At 66.6% G+C, this 26645-nt stretch carries 28 protein-coding genes, 1 tRNA gene and 1 pseudogene; 22 read left to right on the top strand and 8 right to left on the bottom strand.

What is annotated here, in order from left to right; translation table 11 throughout:
* The first annotated feature begins 337 nt into the window (after positions 1 to 337).
* Complete coding sequence (locus tag KHC28_RS06815) at positions 338 to 802, top strand: CBS domain-containing protein (protein WP_214007591.1); 465 nt, start codon at positions 338 to 340, stop codon at positions 800 to 802.
* A gap of 47 nt (positions 803 to 849) precedes the next feature.
* Here KHC28_RS06815 and rpoH read toward each other — a convergent pair whose 3' ends face one another.
* Entirely contained in the window at positions 850 to 1758 is a 909-nt protein-coding gene (gene rpoH, locus KHC28_RS06810) for an RNA polymerase sigma factor RpoH (protein ID WP_214007590.1), read from the bottom strand.
* A 147-nt stretch (positions 1759 to 1905) separates the two neighbouring features.
* Positions 1906 to 2958 (bottom strand): RluA family pseudouridine synthase, encoded by a 1053-nt coding sequence (locus KHC28_RS06805; protein ID WP_214007589.1) that lies wholly within the window; start codon positions 2956 to 2958, stop codon positions 1906 to 1908.
* A 46-nt stretch (positions 2959 to 3004) separates the two neighbouring features.
* Here KHC28_RS06805 and KHC28_RS06800 point away from each other — a divergent pair, with 46 nt between their 5' ends.
* The 4 genes from KHC28_RS06800 to KHC28_RS27260 all read left to right on the top strand — a co-directional run bounded on the left by KHC28_RS06800 (position 3005) and on the right by KHC28_RS27260 (position 4097).
* On the top strand, positions 3005 to 3295 hold the full coding sequence (locus tag KHC28_RS06800) for a hypothetical protein (protein ID WP_312893117.1): 291 nt from the start codon (positions 3005 to 3007) through the stop codon (positions 3293 to 3295).
* Between the two features lie 106 nt (positions 3296 to 3401).
* Positions 3402 to 3476 (top strand) — tRNA-Glu (locus KHC28_RS06795).
* Positions 3477 to 3554: 78 nt separating this feature from the next.
* Complete coding sequence (locus tag KHC28_RS27265; protein WP_246564435.1) at positions 3555 to 3737, top strand: hypothetical protein; 183 nt, start codon at positions 3555 to 3557, stop codon at positions 3735 to 3737.
* The gene (locus KHC28_RS27260; RefSeq protein WP_246564433.1) at positions 3738 to 4097 is read left to right on the top strand and encodes a hypothetical protein; all 360 of its coding nucleotides are present in this window, start codon (positions 3738 to 3740) and stop codon (positions 4095 to 4097) included.
* Here KHC28_RS27260 and KHC28_RS27255 read toward each other — a convergent pair.
* The 3 genes and pseudogenes from KHC28_RS27255 to KHC28_RS06780 form a co-directional block, all read right to left on the bottom strand.
* Positions 4035 to 5084, bottom strand: a pseudogene (locus tag KHC28_RS27255) (recombinase family protein); the annotation flags it as partial. The gene KHC28_RS27260 and the pseudogene KHC28_RS27255 overlap by 63 nt on opposite strands.
* Before the next feature lie 34 nt (positions 5085 to 5118).
* Complete coding sequence (locus KHC28_RS06785) at positions 5119 to 5406, bottom strand: hypothetical protein (protein ID WP_214007587.1); 288 nt, start codon at positions 5404 to 5406, stop codon at positions 5119 to 5121.
* Positions 5407 to 5834: 428 nt separating this feature from the next.
* The gene (locus tag KHC28_RS06780) at positions 5835 to 6611 is read right to left on the bottom strand and encodes a DeoR/GlpR family DNA-binding transcription regulator (protein WP_214007586.1); all 777 of its coding nucleotides are present in this window, start codon (positions 6609 to 6611) and stop codon (positions 5835 to 5837) included.
* 458 nt (positions 6612 to 7069) lie between these two features.
* Between KHC28_RS06780 and KHC28_RS06775 the strand changes: the two genes are divergently transcribed.
* The 6 genes from KHC28_RS06775 to KHC28_RS06750 all read left to right on the top strand — a co-directional run bounded on the left by KHC28_RS06775 (position 7070) and on the right by KHC28_RS06750 (position 14228).
* Positions 7070 to 7579, top strand: a complete 510-nt coding sequence (locus KHC28_RS06775; RefSeq protein WP_214007585.1) for a TRAP transporter small permease subunit — start codon at positions 7070 to 7072, stop codon at positions 7577 to 7579.
* Entirely contained in the window at positions 7579 to 8916 is a 1338-nt protein-coding gene (locus KHC28_RS06770) for a TRAP transporter large permease (protein ID WP_214007584.1), read from the top strand. Before KHC28_RS06775 ends, KHC28_RS06770 begins: the two co-directional genes overlap by 1 nt.
* Positions 8917 to 8965: 49 nt before the next feature.
* Entirely contained in the window at positions 8966 to 10060 is a 1095-nt protein-coding gene (locus tag KHC28_RS06765) for a type 2 periplasmic-binding domain-containing protein (protein WP_214007583.1), read from the top strand.
* 141 nt (positions 10061 to 10201) lie between these two features.
* Positions 10202 to 11611 (top strand): NAD(P)/FAD-dependent oxidoreductase, encoded by a 1410-nt coding sequence (locus KHC28_RS06760; protein WP_214007582.1) that lies wholly within the window; start codon positions 10202 to 10204, stop codon positions 11609 to 11611.
* The gene (locus KHC28_RS06755; protein WP_214007581.1) at positions 11608 to 12834 is read left to right on the top strand and encodes an NAD(P)/FAD-dependent oxidoreductase; all 1227 of its coding nucleotides are present in this window, start codon (positions 11608 to 11610) and stop codon (positions 12832 to 12834) included. The genes KHC28_RS06760 and KHC28_RS06755 overlap by 4 nt, the downstream gene beginning before the upstream one ends.
* Complete coding sequence (locus KHC28_RS06750) at positions 12834 to 14228, top strand: FGGY family carbohydrate kinase (protein ID WP_214007580.1); 1395 nt, start codon at positions 12834 to 12836, stop codon at positions 14226 to 14228. The genes KHC28_RS06755 and KHC28_RS06750 overlap by 1 nt, the downstream gene beginning before the upstream one ends.
* Positions 14229 to 14261: 33 nt before the next feature.
* Here the strand turns inward: KHC28_RS06750 and KHC28_RS06745 are convergent, their stop codons facing one another.
* Both KHC28_RS06745 and KHC28_RS06740 read right to left on the bottom strand, forming a co-directional pair.
* On the bottom strand, positions 14262 to 14897 hold the full coding sequence (locus KHC28_RS06745) for an NrsF family protein (protein ID WP_214007579.1): 636 nt from the start codon (positions 14895 to 14897) through the stop codon (positions 14262 to 14264).
* A 13-nt stretch (positions 14898 to 14910) separates the two neighbouring features.
* Positions 14911 to 15459: a sigma-70 family RNA polymerase sigma factor gene (locus tag KHC28_RS06740; protein WP_214007578.1), complete on the bottom strand. Its 549-nt coding sequence runs from the start codon at positions 15457 to 15459 to the stop codon at positions 14911 to 14913.
* 197 nt (positions 15460 to 15656) lie between these two features.
* Between KHC28_RS06740 and KHC28_RS06735 the strand changes: the two genes are divergently transcribed.
* The 11 genes from KHC28_RS06735 to KHC28_RS06685 all read left to right on the top strand — a co-directional run bounded on the left by KHC28_RS06735 (position 15657) and on the right by KHC28_RS06685 (position 25865).
* Positions 15657 to 15944, top strand: coding sequence for a BufA1 family periplasmic bufferin-type metallophore (locus KHC28_RS06735; RefSeq protein ID WP_214007577.1), 288 nt, complete (start codon positions 15657 to 15659; stop codon positions 15942 to 15944).
* Between the two features lie 64 nt (positions 15945 to 16008).
* Positions 16009 to 16893, top strand: coding sequence for an MNIO family bufferin maturase (gene bufB, locus KHC28_RS06730; RefSeq protein ID WP_214007576.1), 885 nt, complete (start codon positions 16009 to 16011; stop codon positions 16891 to 16893).
* Positions 16894 to 16896: 3 nt separating this feature from the next.
* The gene (locus tag KHC28_RS06725; RefSeq protein ID WP_214007575.1) at positions 16897 to 17655 is read left to right on the top strand and encodes an HvfC/BufC N-terminal domain-containing protein; all 759 of its coding nucleotides are present in this window, start codon (positions 16897 to 16899) and stop codon (positions 17653 to 17655) included.
* Entirely contained in the window at positions 17652 to 18116 is a 465-nt protein-coding gene (locus KHC28_RS06720; protein ID WP_214007574.1) for a DoxX family protein, read from the top strand. Before KHC28_RS06725 ends, KHC28_RS06720 begins: the two co-directional genes overlap by 4 nt.
* A gap of 280 nt (positions 18117 to 18396) precedes the next feature.
* Positions 18397 to 19416 (top strand): Zn-dependent oxidoreductase, encoded by a 1020-nt coding sequence (locus tag KHC28_RS06715; protein WP_214007573.1) that lies wholly within the window; start codon positions 18397 to 18399, stop codon positions 19414 to 19416.
* Positions 19417 to 19486: 70 nt separating this feature from the next.
* The gene (locus KHC28_RS06710) at positions 19487 to 20461 is read left to right on the top strand and encodes a TRAP transporter substrate-binding protein (protein ID WP_312893116.1); all 975 of its coding nucleotides are present in this window, start codon (positions 19487 to 19489) and stop codon (positions 20459 to 20461) included.
* 61 nt (positions 20462 to 20522) lie between these two features.
* Positions 20523 to 21017 carry a TRAP transporter small permease gene (locus KHC28_RS06705; RefSeq protein ID WP_214007572.1) on the top strand — a complete coding sequence of 165 codons (495 nt, stop codon included), beginning with the start codon at positions 20523 to 20525 and terminating at the stop codon, positions 21015 to 21017.
* A complete protein-coding gene (locus KHC28_RS06700; protein ID WP_214007571.1) occupies positions 21017 to 22294 on the top strand; it encodes a TRAP transporter large permease in 1278 nt (425 codons plus the stop codon). Before KHC28_RS06705 ends, KHC28_RS06700 begins: the two co-directional genes overlap by 1 nt.
* Before the next feature lie 13 nt (positions 22295 to 22307).
* The gene (locus KHC28_RS06695) at positions 22308 to 23810 is read left to right on the top strand and encodes a mannitol dehydrogenase family protein (protein ID WP_214007570.1); all 1503 of its coding nucleotides are present in this window, start codon (positions 22308 to 22310) and stop codon (positions 23808 to 23810) included.
* A gap of 13 nt (positions 23811 to 23823) precedes the next feature.
* On the top strand, positions 23824 to 25011 hold the full coding sequence (uxuA, locus tag KHC28_RS06690) for a mannonate dehydratase (protein ID WP_214007569.1): 1188 nt from the start codon (positions 23824 to 23826) through the stop codon (positions 25009 to 25011).
* A 2-nt stretch (positions 25012 to 25013) separates the two neighbouring features.
* Complete coding sequence (locus tag KHC28_RS06685; RefSeq protein ID WP_230360797.1) at positions 25014 to 25865, top strand: sugar phosphate isomerase/epimerase family protein; 852 nt, start codon at positions 25014 to 25016, stop codon at positions 25863 to 25865.
* On the opposite strand, the gene KHC28_RS06680 is transcribed toward KHC28_RS06685, so the two are convergent.
* Positions 25853 to 26599: a GntR family transcriptional regulator gene (locus tag KHC28_RS06680; RefSeq protein ID WP_214007567.1), complete on the bottom strand. Its 747-nt coding sequence runs from the start codon at positions 26597 to 26599 to the stop codon at positions 25853 to 25855. The two genes, KHC28_RS06685 and KHC28_RS06680, sit on opposite strands and share 13 nt — an antisense overlap.
* Positions 26600 to 26645: the final 46 nt, after the last annotated feature.

Below are 26645 nucleotides of genomic sequence, written 5' to 3'. Positions count from 1 at the left end.
ACCCCGTCCGAGTGATCGGGCGGATCCCGTCCCCGGCTTCCCGGCCCGTTCGTCGCCATCGCGACATCGACACACGGCAGAGGGCGCTCTCCCACCCGGGAGGGCGCCCTTCGTGTTCAGAGCCGGCCGCAGGCCCGAGGCGCCCCGCCACGCTGGCCCCACCCGACAACCAACCCGCCAGATCGGCCCCATCGGCGACCCCACTGCACTGCAAAGTGGTGTGCTGCGGCGCGCAACGTCTTCTCGTTGACAACAGGTGTATTGCATACCAGCATTAGGCCTAAGAATAAGTCCAAGATGCTGATGACCGTGCAGGCCCCACAGGGAGAGGACCGCCATGCTCGTCGCCGATCTCATGCAGCTGAAACCCGCGCGCGTCCCCACCGTGCGCATGACGGAAAGCGTTGAAATCGCAGCTACTTTGCTTAATCGCGAGCGCATCGGCGCCGTGGTGGTGAAGGACGCCTGCGGCTCGGAGGGCGACACCGTCGTCGGCATATTCTCCGAGCGTGACGTGGTGCGCGCCATTGCCGAGCGCGGCGTCACCGCACTCAAGACGCCGGTCGCCGACCTCATGTCGCGCAACATGATCTCCTGCCAGATGGATGACAGTGTCGACCATGTCCGGGCGCTGATGGATACGCACCATGTCCGCCACCTGCCGGTCCTTGAGGACCATCAGCTGGTCGGGGTGCTCTCCATCCGCGACGTGCTCGCCTATGATGTTAGAAAAGCTGCGGAATCTTCCCTGCGGCCGAACACCGAGCGCTCAGGAGTCGAGGCTCCTCGGCTGCAGGCCTGACAGGCGCAAGCGATTTCCGGCGCCCGGGACGGGCGCCGGCCGCCGCCTCAATGCGCCGGCACGGCCTCGCGCGCACCGGTCGCCTCCATCTGGCTGACCCGGTCGATGACCGCCTTCTGCACCTTCTCGAAGGCGCGGACCTCGATCTGGCGGACACGCTCGCGCGACACGCCGAACTCGGCGGCGAGGTCCTCCAGCGTCATCGGATCGTCGGACAGGCGGCGAGCCTCGAAGATCCGCCGCTCGCGGTCGTTCAGCACCGAGAGCGCGCCGGCCAGGGCATTGCGCCGGTTGTCGAATTCCTCGGTCTCGGCCAGCAGGGTCTCCTGGCTGTCGCGATCGTCGGCGAGCCAGTCCTGCCATTCACCGCCGCCCTCGACATCGCCGCGCAACGGAGCGTTGAGCGAGGAATCGCCGCCGAGGCGACGATTCATCTCCACCACGTCCTGTTCGGTGACGCCGAGCTTGGTGGCGATCTGCGCGACCTGGTCGGGCCGCAGATCCCCTTCCTCGAGGGCGGAAATCTGGCTCTTCGCCTTGCGGAGATTGAAGAAAAGCTTCTTCTGGGCCGCGGTCGTGCCCATCTTCACCAAGCTCCAGGAGCGCAGGATGTATTCCTGGATCGAGGCCTTGATCCACCACATGGCATAGGTGGCCAGGCGGAAGCCCTTGTCGGGTTCGAAACGCTTGACCGCCTGCATCAGGCCGACATTGCCCTCGGAGATCACCTCGGAAATCGGCAGGCCATAGCCGCGATAGCCCATCGCGATCTTCGCCACGAGGCGCAGATGGCTGGTCACGAGTTTCTGAGCGGCATTGGGATCGTTATGCTCGCGCCAACGCTTGGCGAGCATATATTCTTCCTGCGGTTCCAGCATCGGGAACTTGCGGATCTCGGCCAGATACTGGCCAAGGCCGCCTTCGGCCGACGGTATCGTCATTGCGGAACGGGCCATGGCAGCGCCCTCCTTTCGTTTTGGTCCCCTGAGGGCGACCAGAATGCTCGGCCGCATGTCGCCGGCCGGGAAACTAGCATAGCAGCATCGTATCGGTTTTGCGCAATGGCATCATGAAAACCGGTCACGATGGCTTGAGCCGGAGGATCAACCCGCGTCGGCGAGGGCGGCTTCCAGCCGGGCGAGATCGGGTCGCAGCGAGCTCTCGAAACGCATCACCTCGCCGCTCGTCGGATGGGCGAAGCCGAGCCGGGCGGCGTGAAGCGCTTGACCGGAAAGGCTTTCCAGTGCCGTGCGAGCGGGCGCCGTGAGCCGTGCGGCCTTGGTGCGGAAACCCTGGCCATAAAGCGCGTCGCCGAGCAGCGGATGGCCGATATGTCCCAAATGCACGCGGATCTGGTGGGTGCGGCCGGTCTCCAGCTGGCACTCGATGCGGCTCGCCACCGGCCGCCCCTCGGCGTCGACATAGATGGCCGTGCGCTCCCAATGGGTGATGGCGAAGCGCCCGCTAGGCCGCACCGCGATGCGCTCGCGCGAGACCGGATGGCGGGCCAATGGCGCCTCCACTGTGCCGCGCGGCTGCTCCGGGACGCCCCAGGCGAAGGCGACATAAAGCCGCTCCAGCGGGCCGGTGCGGCCATGGTCGGCGAATTGCTCGGCGAGGGCGCGATGGGCGCGATCGTTCTTGGCGACGACGAGCAGGCCGGAGGTCTCCTTGTCGAGCCGGTGCACGATGCCGGGGCGGCGCACACCGCCAATACCGGAAAGACTGTCACCGCAGTGATATAGGAGCGCGTTGACCAGAGTGCCATCCGGGTTGCCCGGGGCGGGATGCACCACCATGCCGGCGGGCTTGTCGACGACGATCAGGTCGTCGTCCTCATAGACGATGGCAAGCGGGATGGGCTGGGGAACCGGCTCGGCCGGCTCGGGGGGCGGCAGGGTCAGGGCGAAGCGGGCGCCGGCCGTCACCCGCGTCGCGCCGCCGGTGACCGGCCTGCCGTCGCGGGTGAGGCGCCCGTCGGCGAGCAGCGCCTGCAGCCGGGTGCGGCTCATATCCGGCAGGTGACGTACCAGCATGCGATCGAGCCGCAGGCCTTCATCCTCCGGCGCGGCGATGATATCGAGGCGCGTGCCGTCGGCCGCAGCGTCGTCGGCATCATCGAAATCCTCCAGCGGCTCGTCCGGCGGTATGCTCATGACTTCTCCCGATACAGACGACAAGCTTGATCCCCAGCAGGAGCGCGTGCTGCGCAAGCTGCGCGGCTTCGCGGCCTTTTCCGGCATATTGATGGGTTTCGGCTTTCTCGCCCTGTTCGGGGCCATCGGATACAGGGTCATGGTCGGCTGGAAAAGCGCGCCGAAGGAGATCGGCGGCACAATTTTGCTGCCGCAGGGCGCGCAGGTGCTGTCGAGCACGGTGGCCGACGGCCTGCTGGCCGTCACGGTGAACCGCCAGGGCGTGGTCGAGACGCGGCTGTTCGATCTGGAGACGCGGGCGCCGCGCGGTGTGGTGAGCTACGCTCACGAGCCGTGAGGCGATTTCCGCCGATGAGCGGGGGGCTGTGGACATGCCGCGTGAATTTCGCGGGACGCCCTTGCCATGCATCCGCTTTGCCCTTATGAGACGCGCCTGTCGCTAAGCTCCCATCGTCTAGCGGTTAGGACGTCGCCCTCTCACGGCGAAAACTGGGGTTCGATTCCCCATGGGAGCGCCACTTCCGTACAAAACCGCGAACACCTGGCTGGGTGGCTTGATCGGCGAGTACGGCTCTTTCAAGCACTGACCTTGATCCGTGAATGCGCACGACGTGCTGGTCGACCTCGACAGCATCGATCAGCGAGCGCAGATAGACTTTGCGGAACGACACTTCACCATTCGTGATGTTTTTGCGTATCAGCTGCCCGAAGCGGGCAAGCTTCTCCGGGTCAAGCCGACCAGCGGCTGCACCTTGATTCGCGATACGCTCCAGCGCTGAATGCGACCGATCCCGGTCTGCTTTGAGCTTGGTGAGCTGCTCCTTGAGCATGTCGTCCGGTTCGGCGATGCCGTCGGCGACAAGCTGGTAGAGCCGGCGAAGCTTATCTTCCGCCGTCGTCCTTTCGCGCGACAATTCATCGATCCGCGCCTGAACTTCAGCATCGGCCTTCGTTCGCCGCTCGACGACAGACTGCAGCAGCGCCTCCAGCCGCTCGGGCATCAGGACCCGTTCCGCCACATGACGCGTGACCAGATGGTCGAGCTTTTCCATCGGCACCGTTCGTCCTTTGCACGCGGATTTACCGACACGGCCAGAAGTGGAGCAGCTGTAATAGCGATAGACCCTGCCGCTCTTTGATGTGCCGGTGCGCAACGTCATGGCGCTGCCGCAACAGGCGCAGTAGGCAAGCCCGGTGAGCAGGATCGGGCCTGAAATTGCCCGAGGTGGGCTGTTGCGTGGGTTTTTCGCTCGAAGCGTTTTGTGCACTTTCTCAAAAGTACTACGCTCAAGGATCGCCGGCACGGCAATCGGAATGACCTCATGCTGCGGCTTCACCTGGCCGGTTTTCGAGCTGCGCTTATTAAAGCTCCACTCCCCGATATAGACGGGATTGGTCAGGATTCCGTGGATAGTGCCGACGCCATAACGGGCTCCCACGCGGGTGCGGTAGCCCTTGGCGTTGAGGTGCTTGGTGATCTCCTTGATGCCCATGGGGCCAGATGTGCCGTCTCCCTGCAGGTAAAGATCGAACATGAGCCGCACCAGTTCGGCCTCAACCGGATCGATGACGATCCGCTTCTTGGTGCGATGGCCGCGCTTCTCGACCTCTTCGAGCGTGAAGCCGAGCGGCGGGCGGGCGCCGTTATAGAAGCCCTGCCGGGCATTCTCCTTCATGGCCCGCAGCACGTGCTTGGCGTTCTCGCGCGACTGGTACTCGTCAAACAGGGCGATGACCTGCCGCATCATCACCTGGGCCGGATCATCCCCGAGCTCCTGGGTGATGGAGACGAGTCGCACGCCGTGTTTCGCGAGGCGGCGGATATACATTTCCAGCCCAAAGGCATCGCGGAAGAACCGGCTGAAGCTATGGACGACGATGACATCGAATGGGCGATCATCATCGCTGGCGCGTTCGATCATCCGCTGGAATTCATGCCGACTGTCGTCCATGGCCGACGCACCGGGCTCCACATACTCCGCAACAACGGACCATCCTTGCCGTTCGCAGTAGGCGGCGGTCTGGAGGCGCTGGTCTGGGATGGAGAGGTCAACGTCGGCCTGCCGTGTGGTCGAGACCCGAAGATAGAGGGCGGCCCGGCTGGTGATCGGCAAGGTAACGTTCACGGCCCATCGTCTCCCTAAGGTTCCTTCGACACCGTCACCTTAGCAGCGCATCAATCTCGCGCCTGAGGAAGGCCTCGATCACATCGACTTCTTCATGTGTGATCGGAACGCTCGATGGCCAGTCATCGGTGACATGCAAGATCTTGGAATCATGACCGCCTAACCCAGCCGGCGCAAGGCTTTGGGCGGAACTTTGAACGTTGCACGCATCACGGGACCGCATCTTTGAGAGCGGAGCGCCAGCCGAGCTCGCATTTTGCGATGCCGCTTCACTGCCCACAATGGCTGATTTCTTTGGATTGAAAGGGCGGGGCTGGCGCATGGGCGGAGGATCACGGGCATCCCCCACTTGGCCAAGGCACCAATTCTACGCCGCAGAGCAACCGCGTGCAGCTGCGCAAAAATACTTGTCAGATGCGGCGCGGAAGGCTTACCGGGGATGCGCTTGGTGGAGCGCCCTAGCGGCAATGACCCATACTTGGCGTTCGACTGCCCGTGTAGCGACGTCTGCTTTGCGCCGCGATCTCGGTCATTGATCTGGTAACGGCCGAGGCCCGAAGGCATCCATCAGCGAAACACGGCACTTCGGCACCTTTGCGCCATTTGCGGACTCTCGACCGACGCCCGGGAGCAGACACTCAGCGGTTCGAGAAATCTGCTTGGAGGCGAAGACTTATGATCCCAGACCACATGCGCTGGCCGTTGCGAATGCCGGTGTTCAGGAATGAGGGCTGATCCAGCAAGCCACACTCACGGTTCGGCGACGATCAGCTCTATCCCTGCGTTGCGGATCGCGCTCTTCATCGTCTCGGCAGGCGGGAGGTCGGTGACGAGCGTGTTTATGCGGCCAAGCGGAGCGACCTCGAAGACCGCCCTCCGGTCGAATTTCGAATGGTCGGCCAGCACCGTGACCCGATCCGCCCTCGTGATCATCGCCTTGGCGACCTCCGCTTCCTGAAGATCGAAATCCATGATGCTGGTCTGGTCGATCGCGCCGACGGTGAGCACGGCGTGGCGTACCCTGAACTTGCCGATCTGCTCCAAGGCGAGCGGGCCTAGGCTCTCGCCCGCATCCACGCCATAGGCTCCCCCGATCAGGAACACCTTGTGGGTATGATCGCTCGCCAGCGTCGCGGCGATGCGCGGGGAATTGGTGACGATCACCAGCGAATGCCGCGCTGTGAGCGCGTCGGCGAAAGCGATGGTCGTGCTGCCGGTATCGATGAACAGCGAATCGTCCGGCTGGAACAGGCGGCTCGCTGCCGTGGCGATCGCCCGTTTGCCCGCCGCGTTCAGCGCCATGCGGTGAGCAAACGGCCATTCGGTCTCGATCGTCGGGCCGGGAGCGGTGAGGGCCATGGCCCCGCCATGCCGTCGCCGGATCCGTCCGGTCGCGTCGAGGCGCGCGAGATCGCGCCGTACCGTCTCGCGCGACACGTGCAGATGCTCGGCAAGCGCCTCAACGCTCATTTCGCCGGAGCGAGCGACCAGCGCGATGATCTCATCATGACGCGAGGAAATGGCCACGCTCGTTACCCCAAATCAGGATCGGGAATTTCCAACGCCTGCCGATGGCATGGCATGGATCCTAGCCTGCCGGCCAATGCCCGTATGTCAGTCCCTTCACACGGTCAATGTGACGTAACGGCGGCACGGCGCTTGCAACGCTTGTCCGAACAAGCAGCCGCCAAGGCACAGCATCACACACTGACCGATCGGGCAACATAATCCGGCTAAAATTGCCCGATTATCCCTTAATGTCGGTCACGATGATAATCGATCAGGCAATACAGCCAAAATTCGGGCTTCCCAATGGGAAGGATCCCGGTACATTGCTCGTCCGTGCCGCCAAAGCGAGCAAGCGTAAAGCGGGTGCAGTTCCGTTGCGCCGCGACGGCCACTCGTGAGGTGCCGGCACGCCGGGAGCAGAAAACGAACGGAGTGACGGCGTGGATGCAGATGTAGTGACAGGCGAGCGGGCAGGCATGTGGCGGTTCATTGCCTGCTATGTCCGCTGGACCGACCGGATTTCCGACTATGTCGGCTATCTCGCCGCCTCGCTGGTGTTCTTCATGGGCGCCGCACTTATGTTCGACGCCGTCACCCGCAACCTGATCAAGATGCCGGTGCACTGGGCGGTGGAACTCACCCAGTTCATGCTCGTCGCCTATTACTTCATGGGCGGTCCGTTCACGCTGAAGAACAACGAGCATGTGCGGATGGACCTCTGGTACTCGACGCTCTCCGAGCGCGGCAAGGCCAAGGTCGAGCTCGCCACGCTGTGGATGCTCATCCTCTATCTCGTCGTGATGTTCATCGGCTCGATCTCGAGCCTCGAATACGCCATCGCCACCAATGAGCGGCGCTTCTCGATCTGGAACCCCTCGGTGATTCCGATCAAGGCGCTGCTAGTGGCCTGTCTGTTCCTCATGCTGCTGCAGAGCTTCTCGCTGGTGTTCAAGAAGATCGCCACCCTGCGCGGGGAGACGCTCTGATGAGCTATGAGATGATCGCCCTGCTGATGTTCGCCTCCATGCTGCTGGCACTCGGCACGGGACAGCTGGTTTTTGCCGGTATCGGTGCCGTCGCCTCCGCCGCCGCGCTGCTGCTTTATGGTCCCGGCGCCATGGACCTGCCGTTCAACCAGGTCTTCAAGCTGTTCAACTGGTACGCGATGCTTACCCTGCCCATGTTCATCTATATGGGCTACATCCTCGCGGAATCCGGCATCGCGGAGGATCTGTACAAGGCCCTGCATGTCTGGTTCGGCCGCTTCACCGGTGGCCTCGCCATCGGCACCATCTTCCTGATGGTCATCATCTCGGCGATGAACGGACTTTCCGTCGCCGGTATGGCGATCGGCGCCACCATCGCCCTGCCGGAGATGATCCGCCGCGGTTATGACAAGGTGCTGATCTCCGGCGTGGTGCAGGGCGGCTCCTCGCTCGGCATCCTCATCCCACCCTCGGTCGTGCTGGTGCTCTACGGCATGATCGCGCGCCAGCCGGTCTCGAAGCTGTGGTTCGCCGGCGTGTTCCCCGGCCTGCTGATGGCGGCGCTGTTCATCCTCTACATCTACATCCGCGTGAAGATGAACCCGAAGCTCGCGCCGAAGCTGACGGATGAAGAGCTCAACATGCCGTTCCGCGAGAAGCTGGCGCTGGCGCGGGCGGGCATCATTCCCTTTGCCATCTTCTTCTTCATGACCGGCCTGTTCGTGTTCGGCATCACCAGCCTGGTGGAAAGCTCGGCGGTCGGCGCGACCGCGGCCACACTCGCCGCCATCGCCAAGGGTCGGTTCAACTGGCCGCTGGTCCGCGAGACCTCGCTCAAGACGCTGAACGTGTCCTGCATGTTCATGTGGCTGATCCTCGCCGCTCTGGCGTTTGGAACCGTGTTCGACGGGCTCGGGGCTGTGAAGGCGATCGAGTTCCTGTTCGTCAAGCAGTGGGATCTCAACCCCTGGACCATCATCATCATGATGCAGCTCAGCTTCATCGTCATGGGGATGTTCCTCGATGACACCGCGATGCTGGTCATCGTCGCGCCGCTCTACATCCCGCTGGTCAAAGCGCTCGATCTTGGCTTCGACAACCAGCTGATCTGGTACGGAATCCTGTACACGATTACCTGCCAGATCGCCTACATCACCCCGCCCTTCGGCTACAACCTGTTCCTGATGCGCTCGCTGGCGCCCAAGGAGATCAGCCTGATCGACATCTACAAGTCGATCTGGCCCTTCGCCGCGATCATGGCCTTCACCATCGTCATTCTGATGGTGTTCCCGCAGATCGCGCTGTGGCTGCCCGAGCAGATCCGGGTGAAGGGCTGACCTGCTTCCATCGCCAATCGTCTTCCAGAAAAATCCAGAGGAGAAACCGATGACCGACGTGAAGAAGCACGATCCTGCCGCCGACAAGATCCTTGCCACACGCCGCAACTTCCTTGGCAAGGCCGGCCTTGGCGCGGGCGCCGCGCTGGCGAGCACCACGCTGGCGGCGCCGGCCATCCTCGCCCAGACCGGCCCGATCAAGTGGCGCTTGCAGACCTATTCCGGCGCGCCGCTCGGTGCCCATGTCATCAAGCCGCAGATCGACGCCTTCAACGCCGCGGCCAATGGCGAGATGGTGATCGAGCTCTATTATGCCGACCAGCTGGTGCCGACCTCCGACCTGTTCCGCGCCCTGCAGTCCGGCACGCTCGACGCCGTGCAGTCGGACGAGGCGACCATGGCTTCGCCGGTCGATATCGCGGTGTTCGGCGGCTACTTCCCCTTCGCCACCCGCTACAGCCTCGATGTGCCGGCGCTGTTCCGCTACTACGGCCTCAAGGAGATCTGGGAAGAGGCCTATGCCGGCGTGCCGAACGTCAAGTGGCTTTCCACCGGCGCCTGGGATCCGCTGCATATCTTCACCGTGAACAAGCCGATCAAGAGCCTCGCCGACATGAACGGCCTGCGCGTGTTCGGCGTGCCGACCGCCGGCAAGTTCCTGTCGAAGTACGGCCTCGTGCCCGTGACCATCCCGTGGGACAATGTCGAGGTGGCGCTGCAGACCGGCGAACTCGACGGCGTGGCCTGGTGCGGCTTCACCGAGGCCTATGAAGTCGGCTGGGCGGATGTGTGCAACTACGCGCTCTCCAACTCGGTCACCGGCGCGTGGTTCGGCAGCTATTTCGCCAACACTGCGAGCTGGGACAAGGTGCCGCCGCACCTGAAGGAACTGTTCTTCATGAGCATCGACCAGTCGCACTATTATCGCGACGTCTGGTACTGGGGCGGCGAGGCCAAGCTGCGCGTCGAGGGCCAGAAAATGGAACTCACCGCGCTGCCGCCGGCCGACTGGGACAAGGTGGTCGCCGATTCCAAGGGCTTCTGGGACGAGATCGCCGCCTCCAGCCCGCGCGCGGGCCGGGTGGTCGCCGCGTTCAAGAAGTATGACGAGACCATGCAGAAGGCCGGCTACCCCTATCGCTGAGCCGTCCGCCGGCTGCCGGCACGACGATCCCCGCCGCTTCCGGGCGGCGGGGGCCTGACAACCCGGCCTTGCGCCGGGTGCTTCCAAAGTGCCGCGACCGGCCAGGCTGGTCGCGGTGGGACGACTGAAGGGGGAGCGGTCATGCTCCATAAATCGGCTCCCGACATTTCCGCCCCGTTCGACGTCGCCATCATCGGCGCGGGCGTGGTCGGCTGCGCGGTAGCGCGGCGCTTCGCGCTCGCCGGGGCCAAGGTCGTGGTGATCGAGAAGGGCAGCGACATCCTCTCCGGGGCCTCCAAGGCCAACAGCGCCATCCTGCACACCGGCTTCGACGCGCCGCCGGACAGCCTCGAGCTGGAGCTGGTGAAGGCCGGGCGCGAGGAATATCTCGACGTTCACGCTGGCCTCGGTCTCTCGCTGATCCCGACCGGGGCGCTGGTCTGCGCGTGGAATGCCGATCAGGCGGACCGGCTGGAAGCGATTGCCGGGCAGGGCCGTGCTAACGGCATCGCCGAACTGAGACTGCTGAGCGCCAGCGAAGCGCGGGGTTCCATGCCTTCGCTCTCCGATCGGCTGGTCGCGGCGATCGAGGTAGCGGGCGAGTACATCATCGATCCCTGGACCGCCCCTCTGGCCTACCTCACGCAGGCGGTCGCGCTCGGCACGGTGCTGCTGCGCAACGCGGAACTGAGGCAGGGCCGTTTCGACGGTGACTGGCGGCTGTCGACCTCGGCCGGCGAGGTGCGGGCGCGTGCCGTGATCAATACGGCCGGCCTCTATGGCGACGTTGTCGACCAGCGGCTCGGCTTCACGCCGGAATTCACCATCAAGCCGCGAAAAGGCCAGTTCGTGGTGCTCGACAAGGCGGCATTCGCGCATGTGCCGCGCATCGTGCTGCCGGTTCCGACCGAGATCACCAAGGGCGTCGTGGTGTGTCCCACCGCCTTCGGCAATGTGCTGGTCGGCCCCACCGCTGAGGAGCAGGACGACCGTGTGCGGGCTACCGTCGAGACCGATACCCTCAAGGCGCTGCTCGCGCGTGGTGCCGAGATCGTGCCCGCGCTCGCCGACGTTCCGGTAACGGCGGTCTATGCCGGCTTGCGCCCGGCGACCGAGAGCAAGGGCTACCGTGTTTTCGCCCGACCGGAGCAGCGCGCAATCACCCTTGGCGGCATCCGCTCGACCGGGCTTTCCGCCGCGCTCGGCCTCGCCCGGCATGCGGTCGAGCTCCATGCGGCATTCGGACTGCCCGCGACGGCTCCCGCGACGGCGCCGCCGGTTCGCCTTCCCAATCTTACCGAAACGGCGGAGCGCGACTGGCAGCGGCCGGATCACGGCGAGATCGTCTGCCACTGCGAACTGGTCACCCGTCGCGAGATCGAAGCGGCGCTGGCGAGCGCGGTGCCGGCCGGTGATTTCGGCGGGCTGCGGCGACGTACCCGCGCCGGCATGGGGCGCTGCCAGGGCTTCTACTGCAATGCCCGCCTTGCCGAGATGACGCGCGGCCGCCTCGCCGAGCCGCTGGCGGTCGAGGAAAGCGAGCCGGCATGAGCGGGCCGGCGGATGTCATCATCGTCGGCGGCGGGCCTTCCGGCGTCGCCGCGGCGGTGGAACTGCGCCGTCGCGGCGTTGAGCGGGTGATGTTGCTCGAGCGCGAGCCGCATCTCGGCGGCGCGACCCGTCACTGCGTGCATTCACCTTTCGGCATGCGCGAATTCGGCCGTGTCTATCTCGGACCGTCCTACGCCCGCCGGCTGGCGCGCGAGGCGGCAGAAGCCGGTGTCGATGTGCGCACCGGTCATTCGGTAGTTCGGGTGGGCGCAGGCGGTGCGCTCGATATCGCCAACATGCATGGCGTCGAGACCCTCGCCGCCCGGCGCATCATGATCGCCACGGGCGCGCGCGAGCTGCCGCGTTCCGCGAGCCTGCTGCCGGGCGACCGGCCGGTGGGCGTGCTGACCACCGGCGCGCTGCAATCCTATGTCGCGTTTCACGGGCTGATGCCGTTCCGGCGGCCGGTAATCCTCGGCTCCGAACTGGTGAGCTTTTCCGCCGCGCTCACCTGCCTGACCCACGGCGCCCGTCCTGTCGCGATACTGGAGAGTGCGTCCAATCCGCTGGCCCGAGCGCCGTTCCATTGGCTGCCGAGGCTGGCCGGGGTGCCGTTCCATCTCGGCGTGGAAATCGTCGATATTCGCGGCGCGGGCCGCGTCGAGGCGGTCAGCTTCCGCCGGCCGGATGGCACGGTCGAGACGCTCGCCTGCGACGGCCTTCTGCTCACGGGCTGTTTCATTCCGGAAGCGGCATTGTGCCGGCAGTCCACGCTCGGCATCGCGCAGGGCAGCGCCGGTCCGGCGATCGATCAGGACGGACGCTGCGCCGATCCGCTCTTCTTTGCCGCCGGCAATGTGCTCCGCCCCGTCGAGACCGGCGGCTGGGCATTTCGCGAGGGCCGCGCCGTGGGGCGCGCGATCGCCGAAGACCTCGCGCGAGCCGACAGCGCGGCGGAGGCCGTGCCGGTGACCTTCGATGCCCCGCTCAAGCTGGTGGTACCCGCCCTGTTGCGGCGGGGCGGCAATGCCACGCGCGCGTTTCGCGATTTCCAGCTCCGCTTCCTGCGCCGCGCGCGCGGCCGGCTGTCGCTGGAGCTCGATGGTCGCGAGTTCTGGCATTCGCAGGGGCACTGGCTGCCGGAGCGGCGCATTCTGGTGCCGATCCCGCCACACGCCACCAGCGCGCAGAACGTCCATTTCCGCCTCCGGGAGAACGGCTGATGCGCGTCGCGGCGATCGATCAGGGCACGACCTCGACCCGCTGTCTTCTGGTCGAGGATGGCGGGACGGCCCACCTCGTCGCGAGCCGCCGTCACGCGCAGCACTATCCCGCGCCCGGCCGTGTCGAGCATGAGCCCGAGGAACTGCTCGCCAATATCCGGGCCGTGCTGGCTGCGGCGGGCAAGGTCGATGCCATCGGCATCGCCAATCAGGGCGAGAGCTGCCTCGCCTGGGACGCCAGGACCGGCGAGGCGCTCTCGCCGGTGATCGTCTGGCAGGACGCCCGCACGGCGGAAAGCCTGGCGCGGCGTGGTCCCGAGGCGCAGGCGCGCTCCCGGGCGATCTGCGGCTTGCCGCTCGATCCATATTTCTCGGCAAGCAAGCTGAGCTGGATGATCCGAAACCTGCCCGCCGTGGCGTCTGCGCTCGCGGCGGGACGGCTCCGGCTCGGCACCACCGACGCCTTCTTCCTCGACCGGCTGTGCGGGCATTTCCGCACCGACATGGCCACGGCCTCCCGCACCGGGCTGATGGACCTCGCCGCCGGCCAATGGAGCGAGGAGCTGTGCGCGCTGCACGGCGTGCCGCTCGCCTGCCTGCCGCCGATCGGTGCGGTCGACGCCGAATGCGGCGCCGTCGATGGGGTACCGGTCAAGGCTTCCATCGTCGACCAGCAGGCCGCTTTGTTCGGCCATGGCTGCCGCAAGCCCGGGGATACCAAGATCACCTTCGGCACCGGCGCCTTCCTTCTGTCGGTCACGGGTGGAGCGCCTCGGTCGGACGCCGGTCTGCCGCCCACGCTCGCCTGGCAGCGCAACGGCGAACCGCCGGTCTTCGCCCTGGAGGGCGGCGTCTATGATGCCGGCGCCGCGCTGGAATGGCTGCAGCGTCTCGGCCTGTTCGCGACGCCCGCGGAGCTTGACGGTTTTGAGCGCAGCTCCGCCCTGTCGCGCGGGCTGGTTTTCGTGCCGGCGCTGTCGGGGCTCGCCGCGCCCTATTGGGACCGCAACGCCGCCCCGCTGTTCATCGGCATGGAGGCGGCGACCGACCGCCGCGACATGGTGCAGGCGGCTCTCGAGGGCATCGCCTTGCTGACGGCAGGATTGATCGAGGCAGCGGAGGCCTCGGTCGGGCGGATCGAGGAAATCTCCATCGATGGCGGCCTGTCGCAGAGCGGCTATTTCGCGCGGTTCCTCGCCAGTGCCAGCGGGCGCAACGTGCGGGTGCCAGCCATGCATGAAATGACGTCGCTCGGCCTTGCGGAGCTTTGTGGAGCCGATGTCGAACATCTCCGCGGCGCCGCACCCCGCTTCGAGCCCGATGGCTCGGTGACGGCCCGCGATCATCAGCGTTTCGCTGCCGCGATTGCCCGCAGCCGCGACTGGCGCGAGTGAAATTCAGTCTCGCGCCGCCGCGTCAGCCGCATGCTACCACGACAGCGTGCGTCGGCCGATCAGTGCGCCGGCGGCGGTCATGAAGCCGATGGCCAGTCCGTACCAGGTCAGCACGAAGAGCGGGGAATCGTCGACGCAGTGTAGCGCGTAAAGGGCCGCGCCCAGGCTTCCCGCCAGCGCTCCGCCGGCCGCGCCGGCCCATGCGGGATGTTCCGGCGCCCCGCGCTTCAGCGCAAACAGCGCTGCCGCGAGTACCGGTGCGCCCATCAGCGTCACCAGGGACAGGCAATAAACCGCGTTGTGGCCGACAAGGCCGGGCATCCAGCCTTGCGCCGGCGTAACCAGCAACTCCGCCGCGACCCCGACGGCGAGGACGCTGCCGGGCACGGCCAGCGCCCAGGCCAGTGGCCGCGCATCCGCGCCCGGACGGGCGAGGCGCAACGCCAGCCAGACCGACACTGCCGCGAGCGAAAGCGACACGACGAATTTCATCAGCACCCGCGGCTCCATGAGCAGTCCGGGCATGCCCGCGCGAGGCGACAGGATCATCGCGAACAGCGCCACCGCGCCAGCCAGCCCGGCGGCGAGCGCGAGAGCAAGACCGCTCTCCAGGCTCCGCTGGCGCTGCGCATCGGCGGCGAGGCCACGTATGAGATCGTCGGTCTTCACGTCACATCGTCCTTCATTCGTCCGCTTTCAACCGGGCCGAGAGGCTGGCAAAGGCGCGGTGCAGCGCCACGCGGACCGCGCCCGGCGTCATTCTCATGCGTTCGGCGGTCTCGCCGACCGAGGCTCCTTCGACCGCGATCGAGCGTATCACTGAGCGCTGCTTGTCCGGCAACAGCGCCAGATGCCGTTCCACGTCGTCTGCCTCGGTGCTGGGGCGCTCTTCGGGCGCCGCCAGCAAGTCGGCGAAATCCTCCACCGGCACTTCGGCGCGCCGGCCGCGACGGCGCAGATGATCGACCAGCTTGTTACGCGCGATGGTCCGCAGCCACGGTCCGAGCGGATCGCTCGGCCGCCATGTATGCCGCTTCAGATGGACCGCCAGCAGCGTCTCCTGCACCACGTCCTCGCTCTCGCCCGTCGGCGCGCCCATCTGCCTGAGGCGCCGCTCCACCACGGAACGTATCGCAGGCGCGATCTCGCGCAGCAGCCGCTCATAGGACGGCTGGTCGCCGGCCAGCGCGGCCTGCATGAGCTGCATCCAGCGCCGCTCGCGATCGTCCATCAATACATTCCCGAAGGTAAGTTCGCCGGCTACCGGCCGATCGTTACAGCCCGCCCGGCACGGCCGGAGAATTTTTCCGCGTGGCATATTTCGTCGCCCGCCGCTGTAACGCAATGGCGCCGGCCGCCGAAAGAGGAGGTAGCGCCGGGGCAAACGGAGGCCTCGCGCTCAAGCCAACCTCACAGAGGACACACCCCATGACCACCAAGACCACCTTCGTCGCCGCCACCCTTGCCGGGTCGCTTGCCGCCGCGCTCGGTATGGTGGCCAGCGCCGCCGCCACCCCGGCCGCGCCGCAGCCGAACATGGACAAGTGCTACGGCGTCTCGCTCGCCGGCCAGAACGACTGCGCGGCCGGTGCCGGCACCACCTGCGCCGGCACCTCCAAGGTGAATTATGACGCCAGGGCCTGGAAATACGTCGCCAAGGGCACCTGCGAGACCATCAAGACCCCCAAGGGCATGGGCCATCTGAAGGCGATGTGACGTCGGGGTTCGCGAACCGGGGGGCGCCCGTCGGCGCCCTCCGTGCCCTAGGCAGGAGATTCTCATGACCACGCGTCTTCCCGCCGGCGCCGGCGTCGGCTTCAAGCCCGAGCATTTCGACGCCATCCTCGCCGATCCCGCCGTGCCGATCGCCTTCCTCGAAGTCCATGCCGAAAACTATATGGGAGCCGGCGGCCGGCCGCATGCTCAACTGGCCGCCTTGCGCGAGCGCTTCGCCCTCTCGCTCCACGGCGTCGGCCTCTCCATCGGAGGCGAAGCGCCGCTCGACAGGGCGCATCTCGCGCGGCTGAAAGCGCTGATCGAGCGCTACCGGCCGGAGAGCTTTTCCGAGCATCTCGCCTGGTCCTCCCATGGCGGGGCGTTCTTCGGCGACCTGCTGCCGCTGCCCTACACGCCGGCGACGCTGCGCCGTGTCGGCGATCACATCGCTGAGGTTCAGGACACGCTTGGCCGCCGCATGCTGCTGGAGAACCCCTCGACCTATGTGCGCTTCGAGGAGAGCACCATTGGCGAGGTGGATTTTCTCGGTCGGCTGGTCGCACGCACCGGTTGCGGCCTCTTGCTCGACATCAACAATGTGTTCGTCTCGGCCGTGAACCACGGCACCGATGCGCGGGCCTATCTCGCCGACTTTCCGTTGGAGGCGGTGGGCGAAATCCATCTCGGCGGCCATGACGAGGACATCGACGACAGCGGGGCGCCGCTGCTCATCGATGCGCATGGCAGCCCGGTGGCCGATCCGGTCTGGGCTCTTTTCACCGAGGTGATCGCCCGCACCGATCCGCTGCCCAGCCTGATCGAGTGGGACAATGATGTGCCGGCCTGGCCGGTATTGTGTGCCGAGGCGGCGCGGGCCGGCGCGGTGCTGGCACGCCATGCGACGAGCGCGGCGGCAAGCAGTGCGGCGGCAAGTAGCGTGGCGGCCTGAGCCATGACCTCGCTCGCCTGCTTCGCCGCCGCGCTCACGGCGCCGGACCGGCGCTCGCCGCCTGAGTTCGCCGGACGTGCCGAACGTCGTTTCGCGGTCTATCGCAACAATGTCGCGGTCGCGCTGATCCGCGCGCTGGAGACGCGATTTCCGGCGCTCGTCTCGCTGGTAGGCCAGGAGTTCTTCCGCGCCATGGCGCAAGAATTCATGCGGACCCGTCCACCGACCTCGCCCTTGCTCACGAGTTTCGGCGACGAACTCCCGGGCTTTCTCACCAGCTTCGCGCCGGCGGCGGACCTGCCTTATCTCGCCGATATCGCGGGGATCGAGGTTACCCGCACCCGCGCCTATCACGCCCCGGACCCGGCCCGTCTCGGCGCCGATGCGTTCTCGGTGCTCGTGTCGCGGGGGATCGCGGCCCTGCGGGTTGAACTGCATCCGGCGGTCGTCGTGATCCGTTCGCCGCATCCGGTCTGGACGATCCTCGCCATGGCGAGCGGCTGGCAGCCTGTCGCGGCCATCGACGACTGGCAGCCGCAGGCGGTGCTGGTCGATCGCCCCGAACTCGACGCCATCGTGCGTCCGCTCGCCCTGGGGACCGCGTTGTTCGTCGAAGCACTCCACGCCGGCGAACCGCTGGGGACCGCGGCGAACGCGGCGGCGTCCGAGGTCCCGGATTTCGATCTGCCGGCCGCGCTCGCCACCGTCATCGGCGGTGGGCTGGCGACCGGCATCCATGTTCTCGATGGAGATCTGCCATGACCGCGATCAACCCCTCTGCAAGGGCGACCAACAGGACATCCGCGGTGTTGCGTCTGCGCGACCGTCTCGATGCCGTCCCGCTTTCGTTGGTACTGTTTTGCGCGCGTGTCTTTCCCGCCGCCGTGTTCTGGCAATCCGGCCAGACCAAGGTCGAAGGCTGGCAGGTCACCGACAGCGCGGTTGCCCTGTTCCAGGAGGAGTACCGGTTGCCGCTCGTCGATCCGTGGCTGGCCGCGCATCTCGCCGCTTTTGCGGAGCACTTCTTCCCGGTGCTGCTGGTGGTCGGCCTTACTACGCGGCTCTCGGCCCTCGCGCTTCTCGCCATGACGATGGTGATCGAGATCTTCGTCTATCCCGACGCCTGGCCGACGCATGGCGTCTGGGCAACCTGCTTTCTGCTGCTCGCGCTGCGCGGGCCGGGGAGCCTTTCGCTGGATGCGATCATCGCCCGGCGCTTCTGAGTTTTGGCGATGCGACGGTTTCTCGGTACCCTGTTGCTGTGGGGCGGCCCCTGAAAGCGGCTGCTAGGACCCCTCGCCGCGTCGACGGATGGCCCGGTTTCCACATCGGGCATCTCCTGGCAATCAAGCACGGCAATGGTTTGTGCGCGGCGACATGGCAAAGGCCGGTCGGCCGGAATGGTGGGTTCTGCACGGGCCTGAAAGGTCGCCGATCCATCGATTGACAACTTGCATACTAGTGTTGCAATGTCACCTCAAGCCATAAGGCAGGAGGAACGCCATGATCGCCGTCAGTGTCGCTCGCCCTCACGATCTGCGTGTCGTCGAGGCCGAGATACCCGCGGTCGCGTCGGGCGAGGTGCTGGTCCGTGTGGTGCGCGCCGGCATTTGCGGCTCGGACATGCATATTTTCCACGGCAGCAATCCCTTCGCCCGCTACCCGCGCATCATCGGCCATGAGTTCGCCGGCGAGATCGCCGAGGTCGGGCCGAACGTTACCGGCTTCAAGGCCGGCGATCGCGTCGTGGTCGATCCGGTCGTCGCCTGCGGGCATTGCTATCCCTGCCGCATCGGTCGCTCGAACGTCTGCGCCCATCTCGAAGTGATGGGCGTGCACCGCGACGGCGGCTTCCGCAACTTCATCGCCGTGCCGGCGGGCAATGCGGTGAAGCTCAAGGCCGAAACTCCCATCGGCATCGGCGCGCTGGCCGAGCCGTTCTCCATCGCCGCCAACATTCTGGAGCGCACCGGCTGCGGGCCGGACGACACCGTGCTGCTCTACGGCGCCGGCACGGTCGGGGTGACAGTGATGCAGGTCGCCAAGATGAACGGCGCCCGGGTGATCGTCGCCGATCCCGACCGGGCCCGGCTGGAGCGCGCTCTCGGCTTCGGTGCCGACAAGGTGCTGGTCTCTGGCGTCGACGACATTCCCGCCCGCGTCGCCCCGGAGACCGACGGTCTCGGCCCGACGCTGGTGATCGACTGCGCCGGGGTTCCCGCGCTGCTGGAGGAGGCCTGCCGCGTCGCCTCTCCGGCAGGGCGGGTCGGGGTCATGGGGTTCTCCCCGGCGCCTTGCAACATCTCGCAGCAGGAGATCGTCAAGAAGGAGCTCACGCTCTACGGCTCGCGGCTCAACCGCCGGCTGATCCCGAAGGTGGTCGAGTGGCTGGAGGGCGGCAAGCTGAAGCCCGAGGCGATGATCACCCAGACCTTCGCGGCAAAGGATGCCGCCGCCGCCTTCGAGCTCTTCGAGAAGGAGCCGGGCAAGACCATCAAGATCCAGCTGGATTTCGCGCAGTAACGCCGCTGCCTGCCGGCCTGCTGCCAAGTCTTGCTGCCAGGCCGAACATCAAAAAACTGGGAGGAAAGACGTGTTTGCACATCTGAAGAGCGCCATTCTGGCCGGCGCGATGACCGCCGCGCTGTTCGCCGGCACCGCCGACGCCAAGACGGTGATGAAGCTCGGCCATCTCGCCAACGAGCAGAACTCGTGGCACCTCGCCTCGCTGAAATTCGCCGAGGAGGTGAAGAAGCGCACCAATGGCGAGATCGAGATCCAGGTCTTCCCGAACGACACGCTCGGCAAGGAAGTCGACCTGATCAAGGGCATGCAGTTCGGCACCGTCGACTTCACCATTTCCGGCGAGTCCATGCAGAACTGGACGCCCTATGCCTCGCTGCTGGCGGTGCCCTATGCGATCCGCGACCTCGATCACCTGCAGAAGGTGGTGGACGGCCCGGTCGGCCAGAAAATCTCCGAGGAGATCCAGAAGAGCGTCCGCGTCATCCCGCTGACCTATTTCGCCCGCGGCCCGCGCGAGCTGACCTCCAACCGGCCGATCAAGAGCCCCGCCGACCTGCAGGGGCTGAAGATGCGCGTCTCCAACGTGCCGCTGCATGTGGTGTTCTGGAACGCGGTCGGTGCCAAGGCGACGCCGATGGCGTTCTCGGAAGTGTTCACCGGCCTCCAGAGCCACGTCATCGACGCGCAGGAGAACCCGCTGGCGCTGATCCGCTCGGCGAGCTTCAACGAGGTCCAGAAATACGTGAACCTCACCGATCACGTGCGCAGCTGGATCTATCTCGTGGTCAGCGAGCGCAACTTCAACAAGCTGACCAAGGAACAGCAGGAGGCCATCCGCGAATCCGCCAAGATCGCGCAGGCCTATGAGCGTGAGCTGTTCACCAAGACCGACGCGGAAGACCGCGCCGCCCTCGAGAAGGCCGGCATGGAGTTCGTCACCGTCGACAAGGAGGCCTTCGCCAAGGCCGGCCAGGAGGCGGTGTCGAAGGCGCTCGGCGACCAGCTGCGTCCGCTCTACGAGCAGATCCTCTCGACCAAGTGACGCCCTCCCGTGGCGCGGCCTCGATGGGGCCGCGCCGTCCTGCCTGTCGCGGAGCATCTGGATGCGTACGCTGTTCGAGCTGGCGCTCTGCGCCATGAAATGGATTTGCCGGATCGGCACGGTGGTCGCGTTCGTCGTGCTGATCGCCGTCGTCACCATGCAGGTGCTGGGGCGGCTGCCGAATGTCTACGTGCCGGCCTGGACGGAAGAGGTCTCGCGTTTCGCGCTCATCCATCTGGTGTCGTTCTCCTGCGGGCTCGCCCTGCTGGACGGCGAGATGGTCAATGTCGACATCGTCACCTCGATGCTGCCGGAGCCGACGCGAAGCCTCGCCGCCAAGCTGGTTGACGTGGTCATCCTGCTGTTCGGCCTCGCCATCATTCCCAGCGCCTGGGTCTATCTGGAGATGAGCCTCGGTGAGCGGGCGCGCTCCTTCGACGCGCCGATGCTTTGGTCCTATGTCGACGTGATGATCATCCCGGTCTGCCTGGTGTTCTTCGCCCTGGCCCGGCTTCTCGGCTATGGCCGTACCCCCACGCTTGAGGAGCTGGTCTGATGCTCGTCGCGCTCCTGTTCGGTACCTTCGCTGCCTGCCTGATGCTCGGCGTGCCGGTCGCCATCTCGCTCGGCGTCGCCTCGCTGGCCTATCTGCTCGGCGCCGGCATCGACCTCACCGTCGTGCCGCAGTTCATGTACACCGGAATGGACAGCTTCGTGCTGCTCTGCATCCCCGGCTTCGTGCTCGCCGGCAATCTGATGAACCGCGGCGGCATCACCGACCAGATCGTGCGGTTCTCCAGCGCGGTGCTCGGCCATATTCGCGGCGGCCTCGGCCTCGCCAATGTCGGCGGCTCGATGATCTTCGCCGGCATCTCTGGTACCGCCGTGTCCGAGACCGCCTCGATCGGCGCGGTGATGATCCCGGCGATGAAGAAGTCCGGCTATTCCGCCGGCTTCGCCGCCGCGCTCACCGCCTCGGCCTCGACCGTCGGTCCGATCATCCCGCCCTCGGTACCGATGATCATCGTCGGCACGCTCACCGGCCTGTCGGTCGGGCGGATGTTCCTCGCCGGCGCCATTCCGGGCGTGCTGATGGGCCTCGGGATGATGGTGACCTGCTATCTCATCGCGCGCGCCCGAAACTATCCCAAGGGCACGTGGGCCGGCTTCGGCGAAATCTTCAATTCCGGCAAGGCGGCCTTCTGGGCCATCCTGATGACGGTGATCATCCTCTACGGCATCGTCGGCGGCATCTTCACCCCGACGGAGGCCTCCATCGTCGCCTCGATCTACGCCTTCCTGGTCGGCCTGTTCATCTACAAGGGGTTCCGGCTGCGGGAGCTGCCGAAGATCCTGCTCGACAGCGCCATCGGCTCCGGCGCGCTAATCCTCCTGGTCGGCCTCGCCAACCTGTTCGGCTGGATCCTTACCTCCGAGCAGATCCCCCAGCAGATCGCCGCCTCGATGCTGGCGATGACCGAGAACAAGTACGTCATCATCCTCCTGGTGAACGTGCTGCTGCTGATCGTCGGCACCTTCATGGAAACCATCGCCGCGCTGATCATCCTATTCCCGCCGCTCTTGGCGGTGGCGACGGCGGTCGGCATCGATCCGATCCACTTCGCGATGATCTGCGTCATCAACCTGATGCTGGGCCTCACCACGCCGCCGGTCGGTGTCTGCCTGTTCGTTGCCGGCAACATCGCGCGGGTGCCGCTCGGAACGGTGGCGCGCGAGACTGTCCCCTTCCTGCTGTGCAACATCCTCGTGCTGATGCTGGTCTCCTTCATGCCGGCGATCTCGCTGTGGCTGCCTAGCCTGATGTTCGACTGAGCCGGGAACACCGATGACGGACACGACGTCTTCCTTCGAGCGCCTCGACCGGCGCAGCCTTCCGTGCGCCCGCGCCCGGCTGCCCGGCTTCGATCCCGCCCATGTCGGCACCGGTATTGTCCATATCGGGCTCGGTGCCTTCGTGCGGGCCCATGTCGCCGCGTTCAACGACGAGGCGATGGAGGCGACCGGCGACCTGTCCTGGGGCCTCGCCGGCGTCAGCCTGCGCAGCCCCGATCAGAAGGCGCGGCTGGAGCCGCAGGACTTCCTGTACACCGCCGTCGAGCGCGGGCCGGGCGGCAGCCATGCCCGTATCATCGGCTCGCTCGCCGCGGCCATCCACGCGCCGAGCGAGGGTGAGCGGCTGGCCGCGCTCATGGCCGATCCCGCGACGCGGATCGTCAGCCTGACCATCACCGAGAAGGGCTATTGCCACGACCCGGCGACCGGGCATCTGCGCGCCGACCATCCGGAGATCCGCGCCGACCTTATGGCGGGGAGCCGGCCTGCCACCGCTCCCGGCCTCATCGTCGCGGCGCTGGCGGCGCGCCGGGCGGCCGGCGTCGCGCCGTTCACCGTTCTGTGCTGCGACAACCTGCCCGGCAACGGCCATGTCACCCGCCGCGTCGTCACCGACTACGCGGCGCTGAAGGACGAGGCGCTGGCGGCGTGGATCGAACGGGAGGTGGCGTTCCCCTCCACCATGGTCGACCGCATCGTGCCTGCCGTCACGCCGGAGGGCATCGCCGCGACGGCGGAGCTGATCGGCCTGCGCGACGAGGCGCCGGTGCTGCACGAGCCGTTCCGCCAATGGGTGATCGAGGACAATTTCCCGTCCGGCCGCCCGCGCTGGGACCTCGCCGGCGCGCAGATGACGACCGACGTCGAGCCGTTCGAGCTGATGAAGCTGCGCATGCTCAACGGCACCCATTCGGCGATGGCCTATCTCGGTACGCTCGCCGGCGTCGAGACGGTCAGCGCTGCCATCGCCGACCCGGATATCGGCCCCTTCGTCGAGGCGCTGTGGCGCGAGGAGATCATCCCCACCGTGCCGCCGCCGCCCGGCGCCGACCTCGCCGCCTATGCCGCGCAATTGCGCGCGCGCTACGAGAACCCCGGCGTGCGCCATCTCACGGCGCAGATCGCCATGGACGGCTCGCAGAAGCTGCCGCAGCGCATCCTCGCGCCGATCCGCGACCGCCTGGCAGCGGGGCAAAGCTTCGAGCGGCTGGCGCTGGTGGTGGCCGCCTTTCTGCGCCACGCCGGCGGGAGGGCCGACGACGGCGCGCCGCTTCGCGTGTCGGATCCCCTGACCCCGAAGCTGGCCGAGGCGCGGCAACAGGCCGCCGACCCGGCCGACTATGTGCGGCGGGCGGTCGGCATCGAGCCGATCTTCGGCACGCTGGGCACGGTCGACCCCTTCGTCGCGGCCGTCACGGCCGCTCATGCCCGGCTGGCAACCGCCGGGACGCGCTCCACGCTTCGCCGCCTCCGCGAGGCCGGCACCTTCCGATAGACCGGAGACTTTCATGGAACAGACCTGGCGCTGGTTCGGCCCCGACGACGCCGTCGAGCTGAAGCACATCGTGCAAGCCGGGGCGACCGGCGTCGTCACGGCGCTGCATCAGATCCCCTATGGCGAGGTGTGGACGCGCGAGGAGATCGGGCGGCGCAAGGCGCTGGTCGAAGATCCCGCGCTCGGCCTGCGCTGGAAGGTAGTCGAAAGCCTGCCGATCCACGAGCGCATCAAGCTCGGCGATGGCGACCTCGCGCCACTGTTCGACACCTACCGCGCCTCGATGCGCAACCTCGCCGCCGAGGGCCTCAAGGTCATCTGCTACAACTTCATGCCCATCCTCGATTGGACGCGCACCCAGATCTACGCGCCGCTGCCGGGCGGCGGCACGGCGCTGCGCTTCAATATCCACGAATACGTCGCCTTCGACCTGCACATCCTTAAGCGCCCCGGCGCCGAGGCTGGCCACTCGCCGGAGGTGCTGGCGCGGGCGGCGGAATGGTTCGCGCTCTCGACGCAGGACGACCGCGACCGGCTGCTCGCCAACATCATGGCCGGCCTGCCCGGCGCCTATGACCGCTATGACGTGCCGCAGCTCCGCGCCATGCTGGAGCGTTATGACGAGGTCTCGCACGAGGATCTGAAGGCCAACTACAAGCGTTTCCTCGAGGAGATCATCCCGACCGCCGAGGAATGCGGCATGCGGATGTGCGTGCACCCGGACGATCCGCCGCGCGCGCTGTTCGGGCTCGACCGCATCGTGTCGAACGCCGAGGACATCGCCTTCGTGCTCGGCTGCGTGCCCTCGCCGGCCAACGGGCTGACTCTGTGCTCGGGCTCGCTCGGCGCCAATCCCGCGAACGATGTCCCGGCCATCGCCGCCCGCTTCGCCGACAAGATCCACTTCGCCCATTTGCGCAACGTCCGCAAGGATGCCGACGGCTCGTTCATGGAGGCCGACCATCTGGGCGGCGACACCGACATGGTGAAGCTGGTGCGCACGCTGATGGCTGAGGAGCGCCGTCGCAAGGCGGAAGGCCGCGCCGACTGGGAAATCCCGATGCGTCCGGACCATGGTCATGAGCTGATCGACGACGCCACGCGCAAGACGCATCCCGGCTACCCGATCATCGGCCGGCTGCGCGGCCTCGCCGAGCTGCGCGGCGTGATGGCGGCGGTCGATCAGCTGGAAGGCACGTGACCATGGCCAATCGCTCGATCCACTCCTTCTCGTGGATTCCCGGCTGGTCCGCCGAGGCGGCCGACTATGTCGCGCCGCGCGCGGCGGCCGCCGGCTTCGACCATGTCGTGGTGCCGCTGCGCGACCATTCGGTGATCGATGCTCCGGCCATCGCGCGGATATTCGGCGCGCATGGCATCACCGCGGTCGGCTCGGCCAACCAGCTGCCCAGCGCCGACATCACCAGCGATGATCCGGCGATCCGCAAGGCGGGGATCGAGCGGCACCGCGCCGCGCTGCGCCTCGCGCGCGACATGGGCGCCGTCCATGTCGGCGGCATCACCTACGGGCTGTTCGGCAAGGCCGACGCCGTCGCCACGCCGGATATGCGCCGGCGCAGCGCCGAGGCGCTGGCCGAGATTTCCGAGGAGGCGAAGGGCTTTGGCCTGCGCTTCGCGATGGAAATGCTGAACCGCTACGAGACCAACATGCTGACCACGGTGGAGGAGGGTCTGGCCTTTCTCGATCTGGTCGGCCGCCCGGCCAATCTCTGGCTGCATCTCGACACGTTCCACATGCACATCGAGGAAGCCGATCCGATGGCGGCGCTGGACGCCGCGCTACCGCATCTCGCTTATTTCGAGCTCGACCAGAACGATCGCGGGCTGCTCGATCGCGGACAGATCGACTTCGCGCCGTTCCTCGCCCGGCTCAAGGCGGCCGGCTACGACAAGCTGATCGGCGTCGAGGCGTTCTCCTCGGCGGTCAGCGGGCCGGACGTGGCACGCGGCGTCGCCGCGTGGCGGCCGCTGTTCCGCGATGGCGACGAGGTGGCGCAGAGCGGGGGCCGCATCCTCGACCGTCACGGGCTCTGAGGCGCGTCGAGGTCGTCGATGATCAGGTCGGGGTGGCGTTCGGCGAGTTCGAACGTCACCTTGAGCACTTCCGAGAGGTGGATCTTCACCGCCTCTTCCGCCGCCATCGGATCGCGGGTGCGCACTGCCTCCAGCATGGCGCGATGCTGGCCGATCAGCGTGTCGATCGGCGTCACATTGGGTAGGCTGAGAAAGCGGATCCGGTCGAACTGCGCCTTCTCCTGCTCCAGCACGGTCCATAGATCGCCCATGCCGATGCCGTCGGCGAACAGCCGGTGGAAGGCGTCGTCGGCGCGGGTAAAGCGCTCCGGGTCGGCCTCGGCCGCCACCTGCTCGTCGATGACGTCCTCCGCCGCCCCCAGCATGGCACGCGACAGGCCCTGCTCGGCGGCGCTGCGGAAGATCGCGACTTCCAGCGCCAAGCGCAGGAACCGCGCCCGCCGCACGCCCTTCAGCGAAATATAGGTGATGTAGGTGCCGCGCTGGGGCAGCACCGCGATCAGCCCCTGATCGACGAGACCGAGCAGCGCCTCCCGCACAGGAGTGCGGCTGGTGCCGAAGCGGGCGGCCAGCTCGTTCTCCGAGACACGCGTGCCCGGCTTCAGCTTCAGGGCGATGATGTCGCGGCGGATCGCGTCGCGAATGCTGGCGGTCGACGGCGGCGCGCCGACGAGTTGTCCATCCTCGCCGCGCCGAATGCCGTCGAACTTGCCCAGGCGAGAGCCGCTGCCCATTGCATCACCCGATGAGAAAATGCGATTCTAATATGTAGAAAACTAG

This window comes from Ancylobacter sonchi (genome assembly GCF_018390695.1).
Taxonomy (GTDB): Bacteria; Pseudomonadota; Alphaproteobacteria; order Rhizobiales; family Xanthobacteraceae; genus Ancylobacter; species Ancylobacter sonchi.
The sequence above is the reverse complement of the archived record's forward strand: the minus strand, read 5'-3'. Positions and strand labels throughout refer to the sequence as shown.